This is a genomic window from Sinorhizobium sp. NG07B, from assembly GCF_002532005.1.
In the GTDB taxonomy this organism is placed as follows: Bacteria; Pseudomonadota; Alphaproteobacteria; order Rhizobiales; family Rhizobiaceae; genus Sinorhizobium; species Sinorhizobium fredii_C.
Genome location: NZ_NWTD01000001.1, coordinates 373,346 through 392,971 on the forward strand (window position 1 = coordinate 373,346; position 19,626 = coordinate 392,971).

General features: G+C 64.5%; 15 protein-coding genes. 5 read left to right on the forward strand and 10 right to left on the reverse strand.

The window, feature by feature from the left end:
- Window positions 1–4: 4 nt before the first annotated feature.
- On the reverse strand, window positions 5–658 hold the full coding sequence (locus CO664_RS01855; RefSeq protein WP_097525673.1) for a helix-turn-helix transcriptional regulator: 654 nt from the start codon (window positions 656–658) through the stop codon (window positions 5–7).
- A gap of 156 nt (window positions 659–814) precedes the next feature.
- On the reverse strand, window positions 815–1,333 hold the full coding sequence (locus CO664_RS01860) for a helix-turn-helix domain-containing protein (protein WP_037420522.1): 519 nt from the start codon (window positions 1,331–1,333) through the stop codon (window positions 815–817).
- A gap of 157 nt (window positions 1,334–1,490) precedes the next feature.
- Between CO664_RS01860 and CO664_RS01865 the strand changes: the two genes are divergently transcribed.
- Window positions 1,491–1,964: an SRPBCC family protein gene (locus tag CO664_RS01865; RefSeq protein WP_097537790.1), complete on the forward strand. Its 474-nt coding sequence runs from the start codon at window positions 1,491–1,493 to the stop codon at window positions 1,962–1,964.
- Between the two features lie 12 nt (window positions 1,965–1,976).
- Here CO664_RS01865 and CO664_RS01870 read toward each other — a convergent pair whose 3' ends face one another.
- From CO664_RS01870 to CO664_RS01890, 5 genes are all read right to left on the reverse strand, one after another.
- Window positions 1,977–2,558 (reverse strand): LysE family transporter, encoded by a 582-nt coding sequence (locus tag CO664_RS01870; protein WP_097525606.1) that lies wholly within the window; start codon window positions 2,556–2,558, stop codon window positions 1,977–1,979.
- A gap of 247 nt (window positions 2,559–2,805) precedes the next feature.
- Window positions 2,806–3,102, reverse strand: coding sequence for a hypothetical protein (locus CO664_RS01875; protein WP_037420456.1), 297 nt, complete (start codon window positions 3,100–3,102; stop codon window positions 2,806–2,808).
- Between the two features lie 161 nt (window positions 3,103–3,263).
- Entirely contained in the window at window positions 3,264–5,477 is a 2,214-nt protein-coding gene (locus CO664_RS01880) for an FAD-dependent oxidoreductase (RefSeq protein WP_097525607.1), read from the reverse strand.
- Window positions 5,478–5,497: 20 nt separating this feature from the next.
- Complete coding sequence (locus tag CO664_RS01885) at window positions 5,498–6,706, reverse strand: acetyl-CoA C-acetyltransferase (protein ID WP_097525608.1); 1,209 nt, start codon at window positions 6,704–6,706, stop codon at window positions 5,498–5,500.
- A gap of 110 nt (window positions 6,707–6,816) precedes the next feature.
- On the reverse strand, window positions 6,817–8,613 hold the full coding sequence (locus tag CO664_RS01890; protein WP_097537791.1) for an acyl-CoA dehydrogenase C-terminal domain-containing protein: 1,797 nt from the start codon (window positions 8,611–8,613) through the stop codon (window positions 6,817–6,819).
- 419 nt (window positions 8,614–9,032) lie between these two features.
- On the opposite strand from CO664_RS01890, the gene CO664_RS01895 reads away from it, so the two are divergent.
- The 4 genes from CO664_RS01895 to CO664_RS01910 all read left to right on the forward strand — a co-directional run bounded on the left by CO664_RS01895 (window position 9,033) and on the right by CO664_RS01910 (window position 15,313).
- A complete protein-coding gene (locus CO664_RS01895) occupies window positions 9,033–12,707 on the forward strand; it encodes a peptidoglycan-binding protein (RefSeq protein ID WP_097538560.1) in 3,675 nt (1,224 codons plus the stop codon).
- A gap of 385 nt (window positions 12,708–13,092) precedes the next feature.
- Window positions 13,093–14,019 (forward strand): sulfite exporter TauE/SafE family protein, encoded by a 927-nt coding sequence (locus tag CO664_RS01900; RefSeq protein WP_037420514.1) that lies wholly within the window; start codon window positions 13,093–13,095, stop codon window positions 14,017–14,019.
- Window positions 14,019–14,822, forward strand: coding sequence for a TIGR02186 family protein (locus tag CO664_RS01905; protein WP_037420441.1), 804 nt, complete (start codon window positions 14,019–14,021; stop codon window positions 14,820–14,822). Before CO664_RS01900 ends, CO664_RS01905 begins: the two co-directional genes overlap by 1 nt.
- A gap of 254 nt (window positions 14,823–15,076) precedes the next feature.
- The gene (locus tag CO664_RS01910; protein ID WP_037378372.1) at window positions 15,077–15,313 is read left to right on the forward strand and encodes an Lrp/AsnC ligand binding domain-containing protein; all 237 of its coding nucleotides are present in this window, start codon (window positions 15,077–15,079) and stop codon (window positions 15,311–15,313) included.
- A gap of 63 nt (window positions 15,314–15,376) precedes the next feature.
- Here CO664_RS01910 and pdeM read toward each other — a convergent pair whose 3' ends face one another.
- From pdeM to CO664_RS01925, 3 genes are all read right to left on the reverse strand, one after another.
- Window positions 15,377–16,102 (reverse strand): ligase-associated DNA damage response endonuclease PdeM, encoded by a 726-nt coding sequence (gene pdeM / locus CO664_RS01915; protein ID WP_037420435.1) that lies wholly within the window; start codon window positions 16,100–16,102, stop codon window positions 15,377–15,379.
- A gap of 230 nt (window positions 16,103–16,332) precedes the next feature.
- Entirely contained in the window at window positions 16,333–18,888 is a 2,556-nt protein-coding gene (locus CO664_RS01920; protein ID WP_097537792.1) for a ligase-associated DNA damage response DEXH box helicase, read from the reverse strand.
- Between the two features lie 72 nt (window positions 18,889–18,960).
- Entirely contained in the window at window positions 18,961–19,596 is a 636-nt protein-coding gene (locus CO664_RS01925) for a YitT family protein (protein WP_097537793.1), read from the reverse strand.
- Window positions 19,597–19,626 lie beyond the last annotated feature (30 nt).

A 19,626-nucleotide genomic window follows, 5' to 3' on the forward strand; every position in this document is an offset into this window, starting at 1 on the left:
TTTCCTATTGGCTGGCCCAGATGATCCGAGCGATCCATTCCACGTCTTTCATCTCGAAACTGCGGTTCGGGTGGTCGGGATTGAGCGACAGAAGCTCGACGCCGCGCGACGTCTGACGCGCCAGGATCTTCGCCATCACCTCTCCCTCGCGACTTTTGAGGACGACGCGGTCGCCGCGGCGCACCTGGGCTCCCGGATCGACGATCAGGACGTCGCCGTCGCGATAGAGCGGCAGCATGCTGTCGCCTTGGACCTCCAAGGCGTAGACGCTGGATTTGCTCTGCGGCGCGACCGGAAATTCGACCTCGTCCCAACCCTGCCCGACGGGGAAGCCGCCGTCGTCGAAGAAGCCGCCTGCGCCGGCCTGCGCGAAGCCGATCAGCGGAATGCCGGAGGCCGGCTGGCCGGAGTGCGGCGGCCTAGCGTTGCCGGATTGCAGGAGTGCCATGAACTGGTCGATCGTCGCGCCGGTCGCATCGAGGACCTTCGCAATCGATTCCGTCGACGGCCAGCGATCGCGACCGTCGGGCGACTGACGCTTCGATTTGTTGAAGGAGGTCGGGTCGAGTCCCGCGCGGCGTGCCAGACCGGACGGCGAGAGCTGATGGTGCTCCGCCAGCGCATCGATCGCCCGCCAGATGCTGTCATGTGAAAGCATGTCGATCCACCCCCGCCGGTGCAGCATACGCGGCTGAAAACCGCACGCTGTTTCGCTTCCGCTTCAGCCTGATTGTACCTTACCGAAGCCGGGATCGGCCGTAAAGAAGAGCAGGAAAATAGTCCTGTGCCTGCAGGGGCGGCGGCCGGGGACGGCTTATTTGCCGGCCCTGACGAGTTCCTTGGCCTTGCGAGCCATGACGTTCTCATAGGCCGCCTGCAGCGTCTGGCGCACCGTAGGACCTTCCGTCTCGCCGGGCGCGCCAAGATGTTCGACCCTCAGCTCGTCCATGAAACGCTCCCATAGGACCGGGCCGCCTTCCTCCATGAGTTGGGCGCGGATACTCAGTTCTTCGCTGACCGGCAGGTAGCGCCGACCCCAGGCGCCGAGATGCGCCATGATCGGTACCAGGGCGATCGCCATCTCCGTCAGGCTGTAGATCGCCTTCTGCTTATGGCTCGGATCGTCTCTCTTCGTCAGCATGCCGATCTCAAGCAGAGTTTTCAGCCGGTCGGCTAGAATATTGGAGGAGATGCCCTCTTGCGACCGCAGAAGCTCGCGGAAATGGCGTTTGCCGCCGAAGATCATGTCGCGGATGATCAGGAGGCTCCATTTGTCGCCGAAGACTTCGAGCGAAAGGTTGATCGGGCAGGCCGAGCGGTGGTCGTCAGTCATTCTGGTCTCTTTACCGGAGGGCGGATGCGGATAGGCGATTCCCATCCTGCAAAACCGCTTGCATTATTGCAGCAGTGACACTGCAGTGCAACTGCTTTCATAGTACAATCAGCTTTGCGGCGCACCGGCACAAAGCCGCCGAGGAGGAGAGAAAGCGATGACCCAGACTTCCGTCGAACATGCAAGCTTCACAATCGAGCGCGTCTTCAAAGCGTCCCCCGAGCGGGTGTTTCATGCCTTTGCCGACCCTGCTGCGCACGACCGCTGGTTCGTCAAGGCCGACAACTGGCCGGTGGCGGAATACCGCCACGATTTCCGCGTCGGTGGCCGGGAAAGCGGCCGCTTCAGCCAGGACGGCAAGACCTTCTACTTCAACGAGACCGTCTATCTCGACATCGTCGAGAACCGGCGGATCATTTCGGCCTATACGATGGCGAAGGACGAACGTCCGATTTCCGCATCCATCGCCACGGTCGAGCTGGTGCCGGAAGGAAGCGGCACGCGCGTCATATTCACCGAGCAGGCGGCTTTTCTCGATGGCCTAGACCAGGTCGAGTATCGCCGCAGCGGCTGGGAGCAGCTGATCGGTTTCCTGGCGGCCGAGCTTGGCGAGAACGCCGAAGCCGCCTGACCTGCGGATCGCCTATAGCATCGATGCGAGCGCGCTCCCGGCGATGCCGAAGGAGAAGGCGACAAGGCAGGCAGCGGCGATGCGGCGCGGGAGACGTGGGCCGACCGGCCGCCTCGGCAGGCGCGCCAGTAGGCTGCCGGCGGCGATCCAAAGCGTGCCGGCACTCAGCGTCAGTGCCGCAAGGCCGAGAAACCATGGCAGCATCGCCAAGAGCCCGTGCTGCGGCATGATGACGAGCGCAATGACCAGCGCCTTCGGATTGAGGAGCGTGGTGGCGAGGACCTGGCCGGAGGCGATCGGCCGTTCACTCGCGCTGTGCGCCTTCCTCGTCCAGAGCGCATGCGCCATGAAGAGGATCCAGCAGGCGGCGGCAAGCTTCAGCAAAAGGCCGATCTCGGGATGGGCGGAAAGCAGCGCGGCCGCCAGCACCGCCACGGGGGCGATCACCGTCAGATAGCCGCCGAGTTCGCCGAGAAGCAGGGGCAGGGACCGGCGCATGCCGACCGCCGCGCCGGAAAGCCACAACAGCGTGTTCGTGGGCCCTGGCGTTGCGAGCAGAAGCAGGATGGCGAGTGCGAAGGAGAGCGGCAGCATGGTTGGTTCTCCGATTTCGATAACTGCAGATGCACTTAGCCCAGCCGCTAGCTTGGCGACTTGTTTCCGGTCAATTGCGCTTATAGGCGCGGCGTCCCCCTTGCTCCGTCATCCTCGGGCTTGACCCGGTCAAGCCCGGGGATGACGGAGGGTGTTGGCACGAGCGAGCCCACATGAGCGTCGCTTTGCAGGCCGCGGGGGGCCCGCGCAAAACGACATTGCGGACGGGGCGAAACGAAACGCGGCGTCAGCCCCTGTGCAGCCGGATCGGTCGCGTCTTCTCCCGCACGATCGCTCCCTTTGCCTCGAGGTCGAGTTGCACGGTCTTCGACCACCAGGAGACGCCCCTGCCTCCGGGGAATTTCTCCTCCGGCAGATGGGCGAAGATCCGCGCGCGGATTTCAGCCAGCGTCAGGCCGGGCGCTTCGGAGGGGATGACTGTGAGCAATGCCGTCTTCATAGCGGCATACACATCGATGTCGACCGCGTTGGTCTTGCCGGGGCGGATGACGTTCTCGATGATGATCTTGTTGTCCTTCGACATGGCGGATCCTCCAGTTCCTCCGAAGGACGATCGAGCGAGGTGGCGGCCGACAAGGCGAACTAGTCGGGCTGACGCGCGTGCCGCTTCACGAACCAGCACAACAAAAAAGGGCCGCGCCCAGTGGGCCGGCCCTTGGATTTTCATATGCCAGGACGAGCGGCTTAAGCCGCCCTCTGCGCCGCACCGTAGGGGTCGAACCGTCCGTAGAAGGTCTCGCCATTTTCGGCCATTTCCTTCAAGAGCGGCGTCGGCTTGAAGTGCTCGCCATACTCCTTGGCAAGTTTATCGCAGAGCGCGACAAAGGCCTTGGCGCCCATGCCGTCGATATAGGAGAGCGTGCCGCCGGTATAGGGTGCGAAGCCGAAGCCGAGGATCGAGCCGACATCCGCCTCGCGCGGATCGGTGACGATGCCTTCCTCCATCGTCCGGGCCGCTTCCAGTGCGATCGTTGCCAGGAAGCGCTGCTTCAACACCTCGACATCGACCTTGTCGGCCGCCTTTTGTGGGTAGAGGTCCTTGAGGCCCGGCCAGAGATACTTCTTGGCCGGCTTTGCCGGATACTCGTAGAAGCCCTTGCCGTTCTTGCGGCCGCGCCGGTCGAGTTCGTCGACCAGCTTGTTGACCAGCGCCATGTGCCTCGGGTCGACAGCCTTTTCGCCGAGATCGGCGACGGTGGCCTTGAGGATCTTCTGGCTGAGATCGATTGCCACCTCGTCGTTGAGCGACAACGGCCCGACCGGCATGCCGGCCATCTTTGCGGCGTTCTCGATCATCGCCGGGGGCACGCCCTCGATCAGCATATCATAGGCTTCGTGGATATAGCGGAAGACGCAGCGATTGACGTAGAAGCCGCGGGTGTCGTTGACGACGATCGGCGTCTTCTTGATCGCCGCGACATAGTCGAGTGCCGTGGCAAGCGCACGGTCGCCGGTCTCCCTGCCGAGGATCACTTCGGTCAGCATCATCTTCTCGACCGGCGAGAAGAAATGGACGCCGATGAACTGCTCCGGCCGCTTCGAGTTCTTGGCAAGCCCGGTGATTGGCAGCGTCGAGGTGTTCGAGGCGAAGATCGCGTCGGGTGCGATGACGGCCTCGACCTTTTCGATCACGTCCTTCTTGACCTGCCGGTCCTCGAACACCGCCTCGACGACGAGACCGGCATCCTTGAGGTCGCCATAATCGGCAGACGGCGTGATCCGGGCGAGCAGTGCTTCGCCCTCTTCCTTCGTCAGCCGGCCCTTGCCGACGGAATCCCTAACCAGGCCTTCCGAATGCGCCTTGCCCTTCTCGGCCGCTTCCATGTCGCGGTCGATGAGGGTGACCGGAATGCCGGCGGCAGCCGTCACATAGGCGATCGAGGCACCCATGAAGCCGGCCCCGACGACGCCGACCTTCTTGAATTCGGACTTCGGCACGCCGGCCGGGCGACGCGCGCCCTTGCCGAGTTCCTGCATCGAAACGAACAGCGAGCGGATCATCGAGAAGGCCTCGGTGGTCTGCAGGATTTCGGTGAAATAGCGCTGCTCGATCTTGAGGCCGGTATCGAACGGCACTTGCAGCCCTTCGTAGACGCATTTCAAGATGGCGATCGCGCCCGGATAGTTGCCGTAGGTCTCGCGACGAAGAATGGCGGAAGCCGCCGGCCAGAGTTGGGCCGAGGCGGGCGTCCAGACGCCGCCGCCCGGAAGCTTGAAGCCTTTCTCGTCCCAGGGCTGCACGGCCTTCAAACCGTTCTTGATCATCGCCTTGGCGGCCTCGATCAGCTTCTCCGGCTCGACCACCTCGTGCACGAGACCCATCGCCTTGGCGCGTGCAGCGGTCAGCGACGAACCGGTGGTCATCATCTGCAGCGCGTCCTGCGTGTTGGTGAGCCGCGGCACGCGCTGCGTGCCGCCGGCGCCCGGAAAGATGCCGACCTTGACCTCGGGCAGGGCGATCTTCACGGATTTCGAATTGGAAGCGACGCGGCCGTGGCAGGCGAGCGACAGCTCGAAGGCGCCGCCCATGCAGGTGCCGTTGATCGCCGAGACCCAAGGCTTGCCCGAGGTTTCGAGCTTGCGGAAGAGCCGGGTCATGCGGCCGACGAGATTGAAGAGCTTCTGCGCGGCATTGGCCGGATCGTTCTTCTTCTCCTCGGCCTGCAGCGTGAACATCGACTTGATCATCGAGAGGTCGGCGCCGCCGGAGAAGGACGATTTCCCGGAGGTAATGACCACACCCTTGACGGCGGTGTCGGCGGTCGTCTGGTCGACGATCGCGTCGAGCTCCTCCATCACCTCCTGGGTGAAGACGTTCATCGACTTCTCCGGCATGTCCCAGGTGACGAGTACGATGCCGTCTGCGTCGGTTTCGATCTTGAAGTTCGTGTAAGACATATTCTCTCTCCCGGGACGGATCAGACGCGTTCGATGATCGTGGCGGTGCCCATGCCGGCGCCGATGCAGAGCGTCACCAGCGCCGTGTTGAGGTCGCGGCGCTCGAGCTCGTCAAGCACGGTGCCGAGGATCATGGCGCCGGTCGCGCCGAGCGGATGGCCCATCGCGATCGCGCCGCCATTGACGTTGATGCGATCGGGCGGAATGTCGAAGGCTTGGCAGAAGCGAAGCACGACGGCGGCAAAGGCCTCGTTGAGCTCGAAGAGATCGATGTCGGATAGCCTCATGTCGGCGCGTTTCAGCAGCTTTTCGGTGACGTCGACCGGGCCGGTCAGCATCAGCGCCGGATCGGAGCCGATATTGGCGAAGGCGCGGATGCGGGCGCGCGGCTTCAGCCCCATGGATTCGCCGCCGGCCTTCGAGCCGAGCAGCACCGCCGCGGCGCCGTCGACAATGCCGGAGGAATTGCCGGCATGATGGACATAGTTGATCCGCTCGATTTCCGGATGCGCCTGTATGGCGACGGCCTCGAAGCCGCCCATCTCGCCGGGCATCTGGAAGGAGGGGTTGAGCGAGGCGAGCGCCTGCATGTCGGTGCCGGGACGCATATGCTCGTCGCGGTCGAGGATCGTCAGGCCGTTCTGATCCTTGACCGGCACGACCGAGTTCGCGAAATAGCCCTTTTCCCAGGCATGCGCGGCGCGTTTCTGGCTCTCCACCGCATAGGCGTCGACGTCATCGCGCGAGAAACCGTATTTGGTGGCGATCAAATCGGCGGAGACGCCCTGCGGCATGAAATAGGCCGGCAGGTTGACGGAGGGATCCATGAACCATGAGCCGCCGGACATGCCGAGACCGACGCGCGACATGGATTCGACGCCGCCGGCGATGACGATGTCATCCGCCCCTTGGGCGATCTTGGCGGCGCCGAAATTAACGGCATCGAGGCCGGAGGCGCAGAAGCGAGAGATCTGCATGCCGGGCGCTCGCGTCGAGTAGCCGGCCTCGAAGGCGGCCGCCTTCGGGATCACCGAGCCTGCATCCATCACCGGATCGACGCAGCCCATGACGATGTCGTCGACTGTCGACGTGTCGAGCCCGTTGCGGTCGCGGACCGCCTCGAGCACCTTGGCGGCGAGCCGGACGGACGGCACTTCGTGCAGCGATCCGTCCTTCTTGCCACGGCCGCGCGGCGTGCGCACGTGGTCGTAAACGAAGACTTTCGTCATGTCTCATCTCCCTTTCGCCGGCGCCTCGTCGGGCCGCGCATCATCAATTGGAACGGAGTGCGGGCGGAAGCCGCCCCGCAGGCCGTTCCTCGTCCAGTTCCACTCTGAAATCAGAAAGCGGCGGCGTCCAGCGCCATCAGCGTATCGGCGCCGGTTTCAATGCGCACCTTGCGCAGTGCCGTTTCCGGCAGGATGCGCTCCATGAAGAACTTGGCCGTGATCAGCTTGTTCTTGAGATAGTCCGCCTGCGCGCTTTCCCCGGCGGCAAGCTTATCCTCCGCCGTCTTGGCGATCTTCGCCCACATGTAGCCGAGCACGACGAGGCCGCAGAGATGCATGTAGTCGGTCGAACCGGCACCGGCATTGTCGGGCTTCGCCATGGCGTTCTGCATGAACCACATGGTCGCCGCCTGCAGGTCGTTGAGGCCCTTCTTCAGGGCCTTGGTGTAACCGGAGAGCCTATCGTCGCCGCGGTTCTCCTCGCAAAAATCGCCGATTTCCTTGAACAGCGCCATGACGGCGCGGCCGCCATTCATCGCCAGCTTGCGGCCGACGAGATCGAGCGCCTGGATGCCGTTCGCCCCTTCGTAAATCATCGCGATGCGGGCGTCGCGCACATACTGGCTCATGCCGTGCTCTTCGATATAGCCATGGCCACCGAACACCTGCTGCGCCATCACCGTGTGGTCGAAGCCCTTGTCGGTCAGCACGCCCTTGAGGATCGGCGTCATCAGGCCGAGAATGTCGTCGGCCGCCTGCCGCTCCTGTTCGTTGTCGGAGCGGTGGGCGATGTCGGACTTCAGCGCCGTCCAGAGGGTGAAGGCGCGGCCGGCCTCGTTGAAGGCCCTGATCGTCATCAGCGTGCGGCGCACGTCCGGGTGGACGATGATCGGGTCCGCCTTTTGGTCGGGCGCCTTGACGCCGGAAAGCGAGCGGCCCTGGAGGCGGTCGCGGGCATAATTCGCGGCGTTCTGATAGGCGATTTCGGCGATCGCCAGTCCCTGCATGCCGACGGCAAGGCGGGCCTCGTTCATCATCACGAACATGGCGCTCAGACCCCTGTTCTCCGCGCCGATCAGATAGCCCGTCGCCTCGTCATAGTTCATGACGCAGGTGGAGTTGCCGTGAATGCCCATCTTCTCTTCGATCGCGCCGCAGGAAACGCCGTTGCGCTCGCCGGGCTGGCCGTCGTCGTTGAGCTTGAACTTCGGCACGATGAAGAGCGAGATACCCTTGACGCCTTCCGGCGCGCCCTCGATGCGGGCGAGCACCAGGTGGATGATGTTCTCGGCCATGTCGTGCTCGCCGGCGGAGATGAAGATCTTCTGCCCGGAGATCCGGTAGGATCCGTCGCCGTTCGGCACGGCCTTGGTGCGAAGCAGGCCGAGATCGGTGCCGCAATGCGGCTCGGTCAGGTTCATGGTGCCGGTCCAGGTGCCGTCGACCATTTTCGGCAGATAGGTGCGCTTCTGCTCCTCGGAGCCATGCACGAGGATGGCAGCGATCGCTCCCTGGGTCAGGCCGGGATACATCATCAGCGACATGTTCGCGGCGGACAGGAATTCGCCGACCGCGGTATGGAGCGCATAGGGCAGGCCCTGTCCTCCGAATTCCTCCGGCGCCGCGAGGCCCAGCCAGCCGCCCTCGCGATAGAGATCGAAGGCTTTCTTGAAGCCGGCCGGCGTGGTGACCGTGCCGTCTTTGTGACGCGTGCAGCCCTCCTGGTCGCCGGAAAGGTTGATTGGGAACAGCTCCTCCTCGGCGAGCCTGGCGGCCTCGCCGACGATTGCCGCCACCATGTCCGGCGTCGCATCGGCAAAGCCCGGCAGGTTGTGGTAGCGCTCGAGGCAGAGCACGTCGTTGAGGATGAACAGGGTGTCGTCGACCGGAGCCTTGTAAATGGGCATTCTTTCCTCGCCTTGAAATCCTCTCGGGCTGGCCGCGGCTTGCCCGATTCGAGCTGTTTGGGCGCGAGCCGAAATTCTCGGCCTCGCACGATTGGCAGGATGCTACAAAATTTTGACGTTTGCGTAAACGTCAAAATCTGGCGCGTGGCAAAAATCTGGAAAGAGGCGGTTGTCGGCCCGGAAGAGACCTGACGAGGAAGATTAGGACGGGCGCAGATGGATAAATCGTTAAAAGATCCCGACGATTAACCGCTTGTTTACCACGTTTAATGAATTGTGGGCTGTGAGATGGTCAAAGCTGCAACCGGAAGGCTCGCATCGTTGTGGCTTTGCCCGCTTCGGCTGGGCCGCTGAAGAGGAACGGACTTAAACGCCCTTCCGCGGCTTCCATGATAGTCGACGACAGGGGCGAAGAGACAATGAACGGATCGCGATCCAATCCTCAGCGCGCAGGCAACCCGTCCTATGGCGACAGGCCGTCGCTCGATGCCCTCAACCGTACCATCGAGGGTCTCGAGGCCCGCATCGAGGGCCTGATGAGCAGCGTCAACCGTGAGCAGCGCCAGCCGGAGCGTCCGGCAGCCCCGGCGAGCAACGCCGTCTCGGAAATCCTCGAACGCCAGCGGGCGCTCAGCGCCGGGCGCGAGCGATCGCCGTTGCGCGAGCGCCTTGCGGCGCGCGCCTCCGATCGCCCTGCGCCGCAGCGCCTTGCGGAAGAGCCGCGATACCAGTCCCCCCAGCCGGCGCCGGCGCAGCCGTCGCGGCCCACCGCGGCAGCCGATATTGCCGAGGCTCTCGTCGGGCTGAGGCAGGATCTGAAGCGCGACATCAGCGATGGGCTTGCCCGGGAAATGCACGCCCTTCGTTCCGAAATCCGCGGCATCAAGGCGGAAGCCTCCGAGGATCGCAGCTACGCCGCCGATATCAGGACCGATCTGCAGCGGCTTGCCGACAGCATCAATCAGCTCGGACGCCAGGCACCCTCGGCGCAGGTCGACGCGCTGCGGGTCGAATTCGACGATCTCCGGGCGATGATCGACGGCCTGGCCCGCGAAGACAGCATGCGCCGCATGGAAAGCCGCTGGAGCGGCGTCGAGGATCGGCTGAACGCCTTCGACCAAAACCGGGACGACGAGCTTGTGGCGCTCGCCTATCGTCTCGACGAGATCAAGTCGCAGATCGGCACGCTGAACCCGGCCTCGGCCGTCGATGTGCTGGAGGACAAGCTGGTCGCGGTCGCCCGGGCGATCGAGATGCTCGGGCGCCAGATGGAGCCGGACGATAGACGCTTCGTCCCGCAGTTCGCCGAGCTCGATCAGCGGCTCGATGAGATCAGCCGTGCGGTCGCCGCCGGCCGCACTGCCACGAACCTCGACAGTGCCTTCGTCAACCGGCTGGAAAGCCGCCTCGGCGACCTCTCGCGGCAGATCGACAACATTGCCCGCCCGGACGCCGGCCTCGGCGCTAGGATTGAGGCGCTCACGGCGCGGGTCGAGGATCTCGCGGGGGAGAGGGCTGCGGCCCGGCTGGAGGAACGCCTCGACCAGCTTTCCGCGTTGCTCGAGCACGGCCAGCGCAACACGGTGCCGGAACTGACGGACTATCTCGCCGATATTTCGCGCAGGATCGAAGCCCTGGACCAGGGCAGCGTCAACGACGCCCTGGCCGAGCGGCTCGATTATCTCGCCCGCCGTATCGATGATCTCGACGGCCATGCCGGCGCGACGGCGCCCGACATGCGCTTCGAGCGGCTCGAAGACCGGCTTGCCGACATCGCGCAGCGCCTCGAGGAGACGCAAGCGGCGCCCTTCGACGATCGCGAGGCGCTGCGCAATCTCGAAGCGCAGATCGGCAATCTTTCGGCGCTCGTCAGCCAGTCGCATCAGGAGCCGGCAGGCGCAGCGCCGGTCGAGTTCGAAAGCCGCATGACGGCGCTCGAAGACTATCTCGCCACCAGCGACGAATATATCATCGAGGCCGCCCGGCAGGCCGCCGAGGCGGTGATGGAGGCCTATGCCAGAAACGGCACGCCGCAGGCCCCGGCCGGCACCGACATGGCGGCAATCTCGGCGCTTGCCGACGATCTCAAGGCGCTGGAGGAGCTCAGCCGGTCGAGCGAAGAACGCACGGCGCGCACTTTCGAGGCCCTGCATGACACGCTCGTCCACATCGCCGAGAAATTGGAACGGCTCGAAGAGCGGGAGCCGAATGCCGGAATTGCTGCCGCGGCGCGCGCCGCCCCGATGCCCAAGGCGGTGCAGCCGGAATTCGGCGGCGCCTTCGGCGATGCCGGTCAGCGGCAGGAATATCAGCCGGTTGAAACAGCGGCCGAAGGCGAAGCCGTCGTCGCAGTCGCAGCCGACCTGTCTTCCTCCGTTGAGGTTGCGACTGTCGCGCGGGACGAAACTCGAGTCGAGCCGCCCGCGGCAAAGGCTGGCCTGCTCGCCGGCCTGACCCGTCGCTTTTCCCCCAAGCGCAGCGAGACGGCACTCGCGCCGGCGCGCCAGATGGTCGAGCCCGCCCCCTCGATCGATCCGTCGGAAATGCTCGCGCCCGAGGACGCCAACCAGCTGCTCGAGCCGGGCTCGGGCGTGCCGGACGTCAAAAAGATACTCGAGCGGGTGCGGGCCGGGCAAATGGCCCGCGGCGGCCAGTCGGCTGCCGGCGTCGAAAAGGCGGACTTCATCGCTGCCGCACGCCGTGCGGCGCAGATGGCCGTCGAGGAAGCCGATTCGCTGAAGAGCGCCAAGGACAATAAGGGACCGTCTGCCATGGGTGGCGCCCTTGCCCGTCATCGCCGTCCGATCCTGATGGCGGTCGGCGCCGTTCTGCTGGCGATCATGTCCTATCCGCTGGTCAGCACGATGCTGAAGGGCCGGGACGTGGAAAACATCCGGCCCGCCGCAGCGCTCGAGCGCAAGGCGGAAGCCGAAACCGCGCCGAAGGCCGCCGACGAGGGCGCTGCAAAGCCGCTTCCCGCCGTCGCGGCGGCAAAGCCTGCCGAACCGGCAGTGGCTGTGGCTCCGGTCGGCAAGACGGACACGCCGCCGCTTGCGGCGAAGGCTCCCGGCGCGGCGCCCGAGAAACCTGCCGCGACCGCTCCGGCAACGGAGGCCGGCGGGGCACCGATGCTGCAGGCGGCAGTCATGCCGGCGCAGGCGAGTCCGGTCTCGACATTCCAGCCGGCGACCGCAGGCACGCCCGCGGCAGCGACTTTTGCGCCGCTGAAGGCGAACGAAATCATTCTGCCCGAAGGCTTCGGCCCGCCGGCTCTGGTGACTGCGGCAAAGGGCGGCGATCCCCTCGCCTATTACGAGATCGGCACCCGCTTCACCGAAGGACGCGGCGCGAAGGAAGATCTTGCCGAAGCCGCAAAGTGGTATCATCGCGCCGCCGATGCCGGCGTCGTTCCGGCGGCCTACCGGCTCGCCAATCTCTACGAAAAGGGGGCAGGGGTAACCCGCGACGCGGCCAAGGCCAAGGCGCTGTACCAGAAGGCTGCCGAGGCGGGGAATGCCAGTGCGAGCCACAATCTTGCGGTCATGCTTGCCAGCGGCCGCGATGGTGCGCCCGATCTCGCCGCAGCCGTGAAATGGTTCGAGAAGGCGGCCAATCTCGGGGTCCGCGACAGCCAGTTCAACCTCGCCGTGCTCTATGCCCGCGGCAACGGCGTCGCTCAGAGCCTCGAGGAATCCTACAAGTGGTTCGCGATCGCCGCGCGCGACGGCGACAAGGACGCCGGCGAAAAACGCGACGAGATCGCCAAGGCGATGAAGCCCGGGGAGCTTGCGAACGCCAAGGCGAAAGTCGACGCCTGGAAGGTGCAGCCGGTCGACGCCGAAGCGAATTCGGTGGATGTGCCGGACGCCTGGGTGGGTCCCTCGACGAAGACGGCCTCCGTCGACATGACGAAGGCGGTTCGCAACATCCAGGCCATTCTCAACAACAACGGCTTCGAAGCCGGCGCCTCCGACGGGCAGATCGGCAAGAAGACGATTGCCGCGATCAAGGCATTCCAGAAGTCGATCGGTCACGAGCCGACCGGTGAAATCACCGATGAATTGGTAAGGGAATTGTTGAAGCGCAATTCGTGAGAGCCGGAAGGCCCGTCTGCTCGACGTTTCTGCTGTGGACCGCGCCATGCTCGCCGCGCTCACCCGTCGCCGGACAAGCCGTCTATCGCTTGTGATCGGCGGCGGGTGCAAACTGCGGCTCCATGTCCCTGAAAAGGTTGACAGCTCCCGCCTGAGGGCGCATGAGCGGGGTGCCGTCCGGCGTCCCGTCGAGGACGCAGGCGGTCGGCCAAATGTCCCCGTGGTGAAATTCTTGCCACTTCGAAGCACGTCGCCGTGCCTTGCTCCGAGCGGGCGTGCGAATGCTCCAGCGTTGCACGATTCCTAAAGCGTTTCCGGGTTAGGAATTGTTCAGTTGCAATTTTTCACCCGCCCTGCGGGTCCGTTGTTACATCGAGGTTTGGCCGTGACGGTCTATCTGCCCATTGCAGAATTGTCGGTGAACATTCTCATCATTCTCGGCATGGGCGCGGCCGTCGGTTTCCTGTCGGGCATGTTCGGCGTCGGCGGCGGTTTCCTGATCACGCCGCTCCTGATCTTCTACAACATTCCGCCGGTGGTGGCGGTGGCGACTGGCGCGAACCAGGTGGTCGCCTCGTCGATCTCCGGGGCGATCACCCATTTCCGGCGCGGCACGATCGACATCAAGCTTGGAACGGTGCTGCTCTGCGGCGGCCTCGTGGGTGCGACGGTGGGTGTCTGGCTGTTTTCGCTGCTGCGCAGCATTGGTCAGCTCGATCTCGTCATTTCGCTGCTCTACGTCGTCTTGCTCGGTTCGGTCGGCGGGCTGATGCTCTGGGAGAGCATCATCGCCATGCGCAAGGCCGCCAAGAACCAGCCCACGCAATTGCGCCGGCCCGGCCAGCACAACTGGATCCACGGGCTGCCGTTGAAGATGCGCTTCAAGAAATCGAAGATCTATCTGAGCGTCATCCCGGTCGCCACGCTCGGCTTCTGCATCGGCATCCTGACCTCGGTCATGGGCGTCGGCGGCGGCTTCATCATGGTGCCGGCGATGATCTATCTCCTGCGCATTCCGACCAGCGTCGTCGTCGGGACCTCGCTGTTCCAGATCGTCTTCGTCTCCGCCTACACGGTCATCGTCCAGGCCTCGACCAACTATACGGTCGATATCGTGCTCGCCTTCGTGCTGATGATTGCCGGCGTCATCGGCGCCCAGTACGGCGTGCGCGTCGGCCAGCGGCTGCGCGGCGAACAATTGCGGGCGCTGCTGGCGCTGCTCGTGCTTGCCGTCGGCATCCGCCTGTCGATCGAGCTCATCATTCCGCCGAAGGACATCTACTCGGTCGTTTCAGCGGGGTTCGGCTTCTGATGCGCTCGCTCGCCCGTCTCGTTCTGCTTGTTCTCGCTCTTTCGGCCGCCTGGCCGGCATCGGCACAGTCTCTGGAGCGCGAGGTCGGCGACTTCCCCGAGAAGCTCGAGATCGGCATCTCGACGGACGAGATCTCCATCACCTCCGATTTCCGCGGTGCCGACCTGACGATCTTCGGCGCCATTGACGGCTTCGACGCGAACCTTCTCGCCCAGGGCAAGTACAACATCATCGTCGTCCTCGAGGGGCCGAAGGACAATGCGACGGTGCGCAAGAAGGAGCGCGTCTTCGGCATCTGGGTCAACACCCAGTCGATGACCTTCGAGCTCGTCCCGGAAGCCTATTCGCTGTCGAGCACGCGCGATATCGAGACGATCGCGCCGCCGCGCGACATCGCCAATATGGGCATCGGCGTCGATCATATGCGGCTGGTGCCGCTCGGCTTCATCGGCGACGGCAGCAGCCTCGGCGAGTTCCGCAACGCCTTCCGCCGCATCCGCGAAGAAAGCGGCGTCTACCAGCGCGATCCGGGCGGCGTGCAATTCATCAGCTCGAGCCTTTTCAAGGCTTCCGTCCGCCTGCCGGCCAATGTTCCGAACGGCGTCCACGTGGTGCGCGCCTATCTCTTCCGCGAGGGCCTCTTCGTCGCCGCCAAGGCCTTGCCGCTGAGGGTGGTGAAAACCGGCCTCGAACAGGCGATTACCCGCGCAGCGCACGAGCAGCCGCTCGTCTACGGCCTTCTTGCCGTGACGCTGGCGGTGATCACCGGATGGGGCGCGAGCCTGCTCTTCCGCAAGGATTGATGCAGAACTAAGCCGGGCGATAGCTTCGCGGGCACGTTCACTTTTGTACCGTGGCGGTTTAAGAGAGACTGAAGATCAGCATGCCCCTCCGGTCCTTGCGCCGGCGGCGGCTACTGCATGTGTCCTTAAATCGACCTCGATTGAAGGACAAAGACATGCAGCAATTCAAAGTGCTACAGCGACTTTGCGCGTCTGATAAGACGCGCGGCACTGTAGAATGGTCGGGAGCCAACTCCCGGAAGCAGAGGAAGCCCATGAAACCGATTTTCGTGCAACTGCAATGCGCTCCCGGCCGCACCTACGAGGTTGCCGATGAGATCTACCGCAAGGAAATCGTCTCGGAGATGTATTCGACGAGCGGCGATTACGACCTGCTCTTGAAGATCTATGTCGCGGAAGGCCAGGACATCGGCAAGTTCATCAATGACAATATCGCCAGCGTTCCAGGTATTTCCCGTTCGCTGACGACGCTCACCTTTAACGCCTTCTGATCGATTCCAATAGCGAGCGGGATGCGGGGGGAAAACCGCGCACAGTTTTTCCTCGATCCCGCTCTACCCCAAGAGGTTGGCAAAGCGCACCGAATAGATCCGGTCGCGGCCGAGCATGTGGGCGACAAGCCGCTCGCGCTCGAACAGGCCGCTCATCGCCCGGTGCCGGAGATCGAGCCCGCCGGTGGTGACGCCGAAGGCGGGCATCAGCAGCCGTCTGCCATCCGTCGCAAAGCAGGCGCGCCGGATGGAACGCTCCCGGCGCTTGACGGTTGCCGAGGGGTGCAGATGGCCGGCGATCTCACCGACGCCGTCCACCATCGACGGTTCGTGGCGAAAGACGAGGCCGGCGTGGCGCAGCTCGTCCATCGAGGCGCCGGGCAGTCCCGAGGTGCCGTCCGGATCGTGATTGCCGTTGATCCAGATCCAGTGGCGGCCGCGGGCCATCGCGGCGATCATCTGGCGGAAGCTGTCCGGCATTGCCGCCGATCCGCGCCGGTCGTGGAAGTTGTCGCCGAGGCTGATCACCGTTGAGGGATCATGGCGAAGAATGACGGCCTCGAGGATGCGCAGCGTCGCGAGCGTGTCGTAAGGCGGCAGCATCATCCCCCGCCTGGCGAAGGCGGAGCCTTTTTCGAGGTGGAGGTCGGAGACGACCAATGTCCGGCTGTCGGGCAGAAAGAGGCCGCCGAGCGGATCGCAGATGCCGGCGACGCCGCTGATCGTCGCGCGGGCCTGGAAAAAGGCGCCCGTTGCCGGAGCCGAGGTCGCGTGAAGAAGCCGATGCATCGTCACGCCGCCGTTCTCGGATGTAGGACGAGACCCCTCCCCAACCCCTCCCCCCAAAGGGGAGGGGCTAGGTTGCCGCGCCCTCCGCGCGTCGTCTTTGCTCCAAGCGCCTGTAGAACCGTCGGAAGGGGCAAATCGGGGCCGCAGCGAAGCCCCTCCCTCTTGTGGGGAGGGGTTGGGGAGGGGTCTCCACTCCGAATAAGCCGGCGAGTCTCTCTCATACCGCTTTCCTATTCGCCTGCACCGTGCCCGATCCCCATTGCCTCGTTGATCAACTCATCGGCCGCCGCTTCCGTGAGCAGGAAATCCTGCGCTTCTCCGTGAACCGATTCCCGGCCGATTTCCAGCATGACCGGCACGGCGAGCGGCGAGATGCGGTCGAGTTGGCGGTGGGTGATGTGTCCCTTGATTCGCTTGAGCATAGAGCCGAGGCGGCCAATGTCCAAAAGTCCGGCCGCCGCGTCGTTGCGGGTCGCTTCGAGCAGGATGTGATCGGGCTCGTGCATCCGCAATACGTCGTAAATGAGGTCGGCCGAAACGGTGACCTGCCGGCCGGTCTTCTCCTTTCCCGGATGGCGCTGGTCGATCAGTCCGGCAATCACCGCGCAGGTGCGGAAGGTGCGCTTCAACAGGAAGGATTCGTTCAGCCAGGCCTCCAGATCGTCGCCGAGCATGTCCTCGTCGAAGAGCTCGGCGAGCGATGGCGCCCGCGTCTGGAACGCCGCGCCTAGATCGTCGAGCGCCCATACGGCCAGCGAATAGTCGGTGGCGACGAAACCGAGCGGCTTCAGGCCGGCTCGGTCGAGGCGGCGGGTGAGCAACATGCCGAGGGTCTGGTGGGCGAGCCGCCCCTCGAAGGCGTAAGTGACCATGTAGTGGCGGCTGCCGCGCGGGAAGGTCTCGATCAGCAACTCGTCCTCGCCGGGCAGCATCGAAATGTCGCCCTGCAGCGCCAGCCAGTCGCGCACCTGGTCCGGCAGCGTGGCGCGCCGCGCCGGGTCGGCGAGCATCTTTCTCACCTGGGCTGCGAGATAGGTGGAGAGCGGGAACTTGCCGCCGGCATAGCTCGGCACCTTCGGGTCGAAGGAAAAGGCCTGCGAAACGAGGCACTCGTTCTCGCGGATACCTTCGAAGCGCAGCACCTTGCCGGAGAAGAGGAACGTGTCGCCGGGCGACAGCATTTCGAGGAAATATTCCTCCACCTTGCCGAGCGGCATGCCGCCGCGGCCGAGCGAGCCGCGTGCATTCCGTTTCACCATGCGCACGTTCAGCATCGGCGATTCGACGATCGTGCCGACATTCAGCCGGTATTGCTGCGCGACCATAGGGTTGGAGATCCGCCACCGCCCTTCCTTGGTCTTGCGGATGCGGGCGTAGCGCTCATAGGTGCGAAGCGCATAGCCGCCGGTGGCAACGAGGTCGACGACCCGCTCAAAGGTTTCCCAGGGAAGATCGGCATATGGGGCCGCGGTGGTGATCTCGTCATGAAGCTCGACCGCGTCGAAGGGTCTGGCGCAGGCCATGCCGAGCACGTGCTGCGCCAGCACGTCGAGCGCGCCCCTGCCGACCGGCGGCGTATCCTGGGCGCCGATATAATTGGCATCGAGGGCGGCCTGGCATTCCATCACCTCGAAGCGGTTGGCCGGCACGAGGATCGCCCGGCTCGGCTCGTCCATGCGGTGGTTGGCGCGGCCGATCCGCTGCGCCAGCCGGCTCGCCCCCTTTGGCGCGCCCACATGGACGACCAGGTCGACGTCGCCCCAGTCGATGCCGAGATCGAGCGTCGAAGTGGCGACGACGGCGCGCAGCCGGTTCTCCGCCATCGCGGCTTCCACCTTGCGGCGCTGGGCGACGTCGAGCGAGCCGTGATGGAGTGCGATCGGCAGGTTGTCGTCGTTGATCGTCCAGAGCTCCTGGAAAAGCATCTCCGCCTGACTGCGCGTATTGACGAAGAGCAGCGTCGTGCCGTGCTGTTTGATCGCGGCATAGACGTCCGGGATCGCATAGCGGGCCGAGTGCCCCGCCCAGGGCACGTGGTTGTCGCCGCGCAGGATGGAGATTTCAGGTTTTGCACCGCCGGATACGGTGATCAACCCGGCATGGCTTTGCTCGCCGGGAGGTTGGCCGACAAGCCAGCGCTGCAGTTCCATCGGTTCGGCGACCGTCGCCGAAAGGCCGATCGTCTGCAAGCCGGGCGCCAAGCGGCGCAGCCGTGCGAGGCCAAGGGCAAGCAGATGGCCGCGCTTCGAGGTGACGAGCGAATGCAGCTCGTCGAGCACCACATAGCGCAGGTTTTTGAAGAAGCGCTCAGCCTCGCCGTCGGCGATCAGCAGGGCAAGCTGCTCCGGCGTCGTCAGCAACAGGTCGGGTGGGTTGAGCTTCTGGCGCTGCCTCTTACCCTGCGGCGTGTCGCCGGTGCGGTTCTCGATCCTGACCGGCAGGCCCATCTCGTTGACCGGCTTCATCAGATTGCGCTCGATATCGACGGCGAGCGCCTTAAGCGGCGAGATATAGAGCGTGTGGATACCGACGAAAGCAGAGCCGGGCGGTACTTTGCCGCGCCGCGTGAGATCGACGAGCGACGGCAGGAAGCCGGCAAGCGTCTTGCCCGCACCGGTCGGCGCGATCAGCAGCGTGCTTTCCCCCGCTTCGGCGCGCGACAGCAATTCGAGTTGATGGGCGCGCGGCCGCCAGCCCTTTTCGGCGAACCAACGCAGAAAAGGCGCGGGCAACGTCACGGCGTTGCTTTCCGGCAATGGGGGATCGATCCTGTTCACGGGGAACAAAGGTAGATCAAACGCGGCAAAAGAGAAGCCTGTACCTCTTCATGCCCGCGATTGCTGGAGGCCAACCAAGCTTCAAAGTGCGATATATCGATCGGCGCGGTGGTTGATTGCCACGAAGAGGTTGAGGACGACCGCGCCGAGCACCGACCACAGAACGACCCAGGGCGTCGTGACCGCGAAGGCAACTGCCAGCACCCCCATGTCGATCGACAGCTGCACGAGGCCGGCGCGGATGCCGAAGCGCTCCTGCAGATAGACGCCGAGGATGCCGACGCCGCCGAGGCTGGCGCGGTGGCGATAGAGCGCCAGGACACCGTAGCCGAGCAGCAGCCCGCCGAGAAGCGCCGCCCAGCCGGGATGGATCTGACCGATCTCGAAAAGCCGCGACTGTACGTCGGCCAGGATCGAGGTGAGCCCGATGGCGATGAAGGTCTTGATGGAGAAGGCAGCACCGAGCCGCTTGAGCGACAGGTAGAAGAACGGCAGGTTGAGCAGGAAGAAGGCGAGGCCGAAATTTACGCCGGTCGCATAGTGCAGCAGGAAGGCGACACCGGCGGTGCTTCCGGTCAGCAGTCCGGCACTCGCCAGGAAATAGAGGCCGAGGGCGGCGACGAGGCTGCCGGAAAAGACGCCCTGCACATCCTCGACCGGCGTGTGCCTGGTGGGGCTGGTGTTCCAGAGACCGAAAACGCTGCTCATCTGTGCCATGGTAAACTCCCGCGAAGAGCTCCACCATTT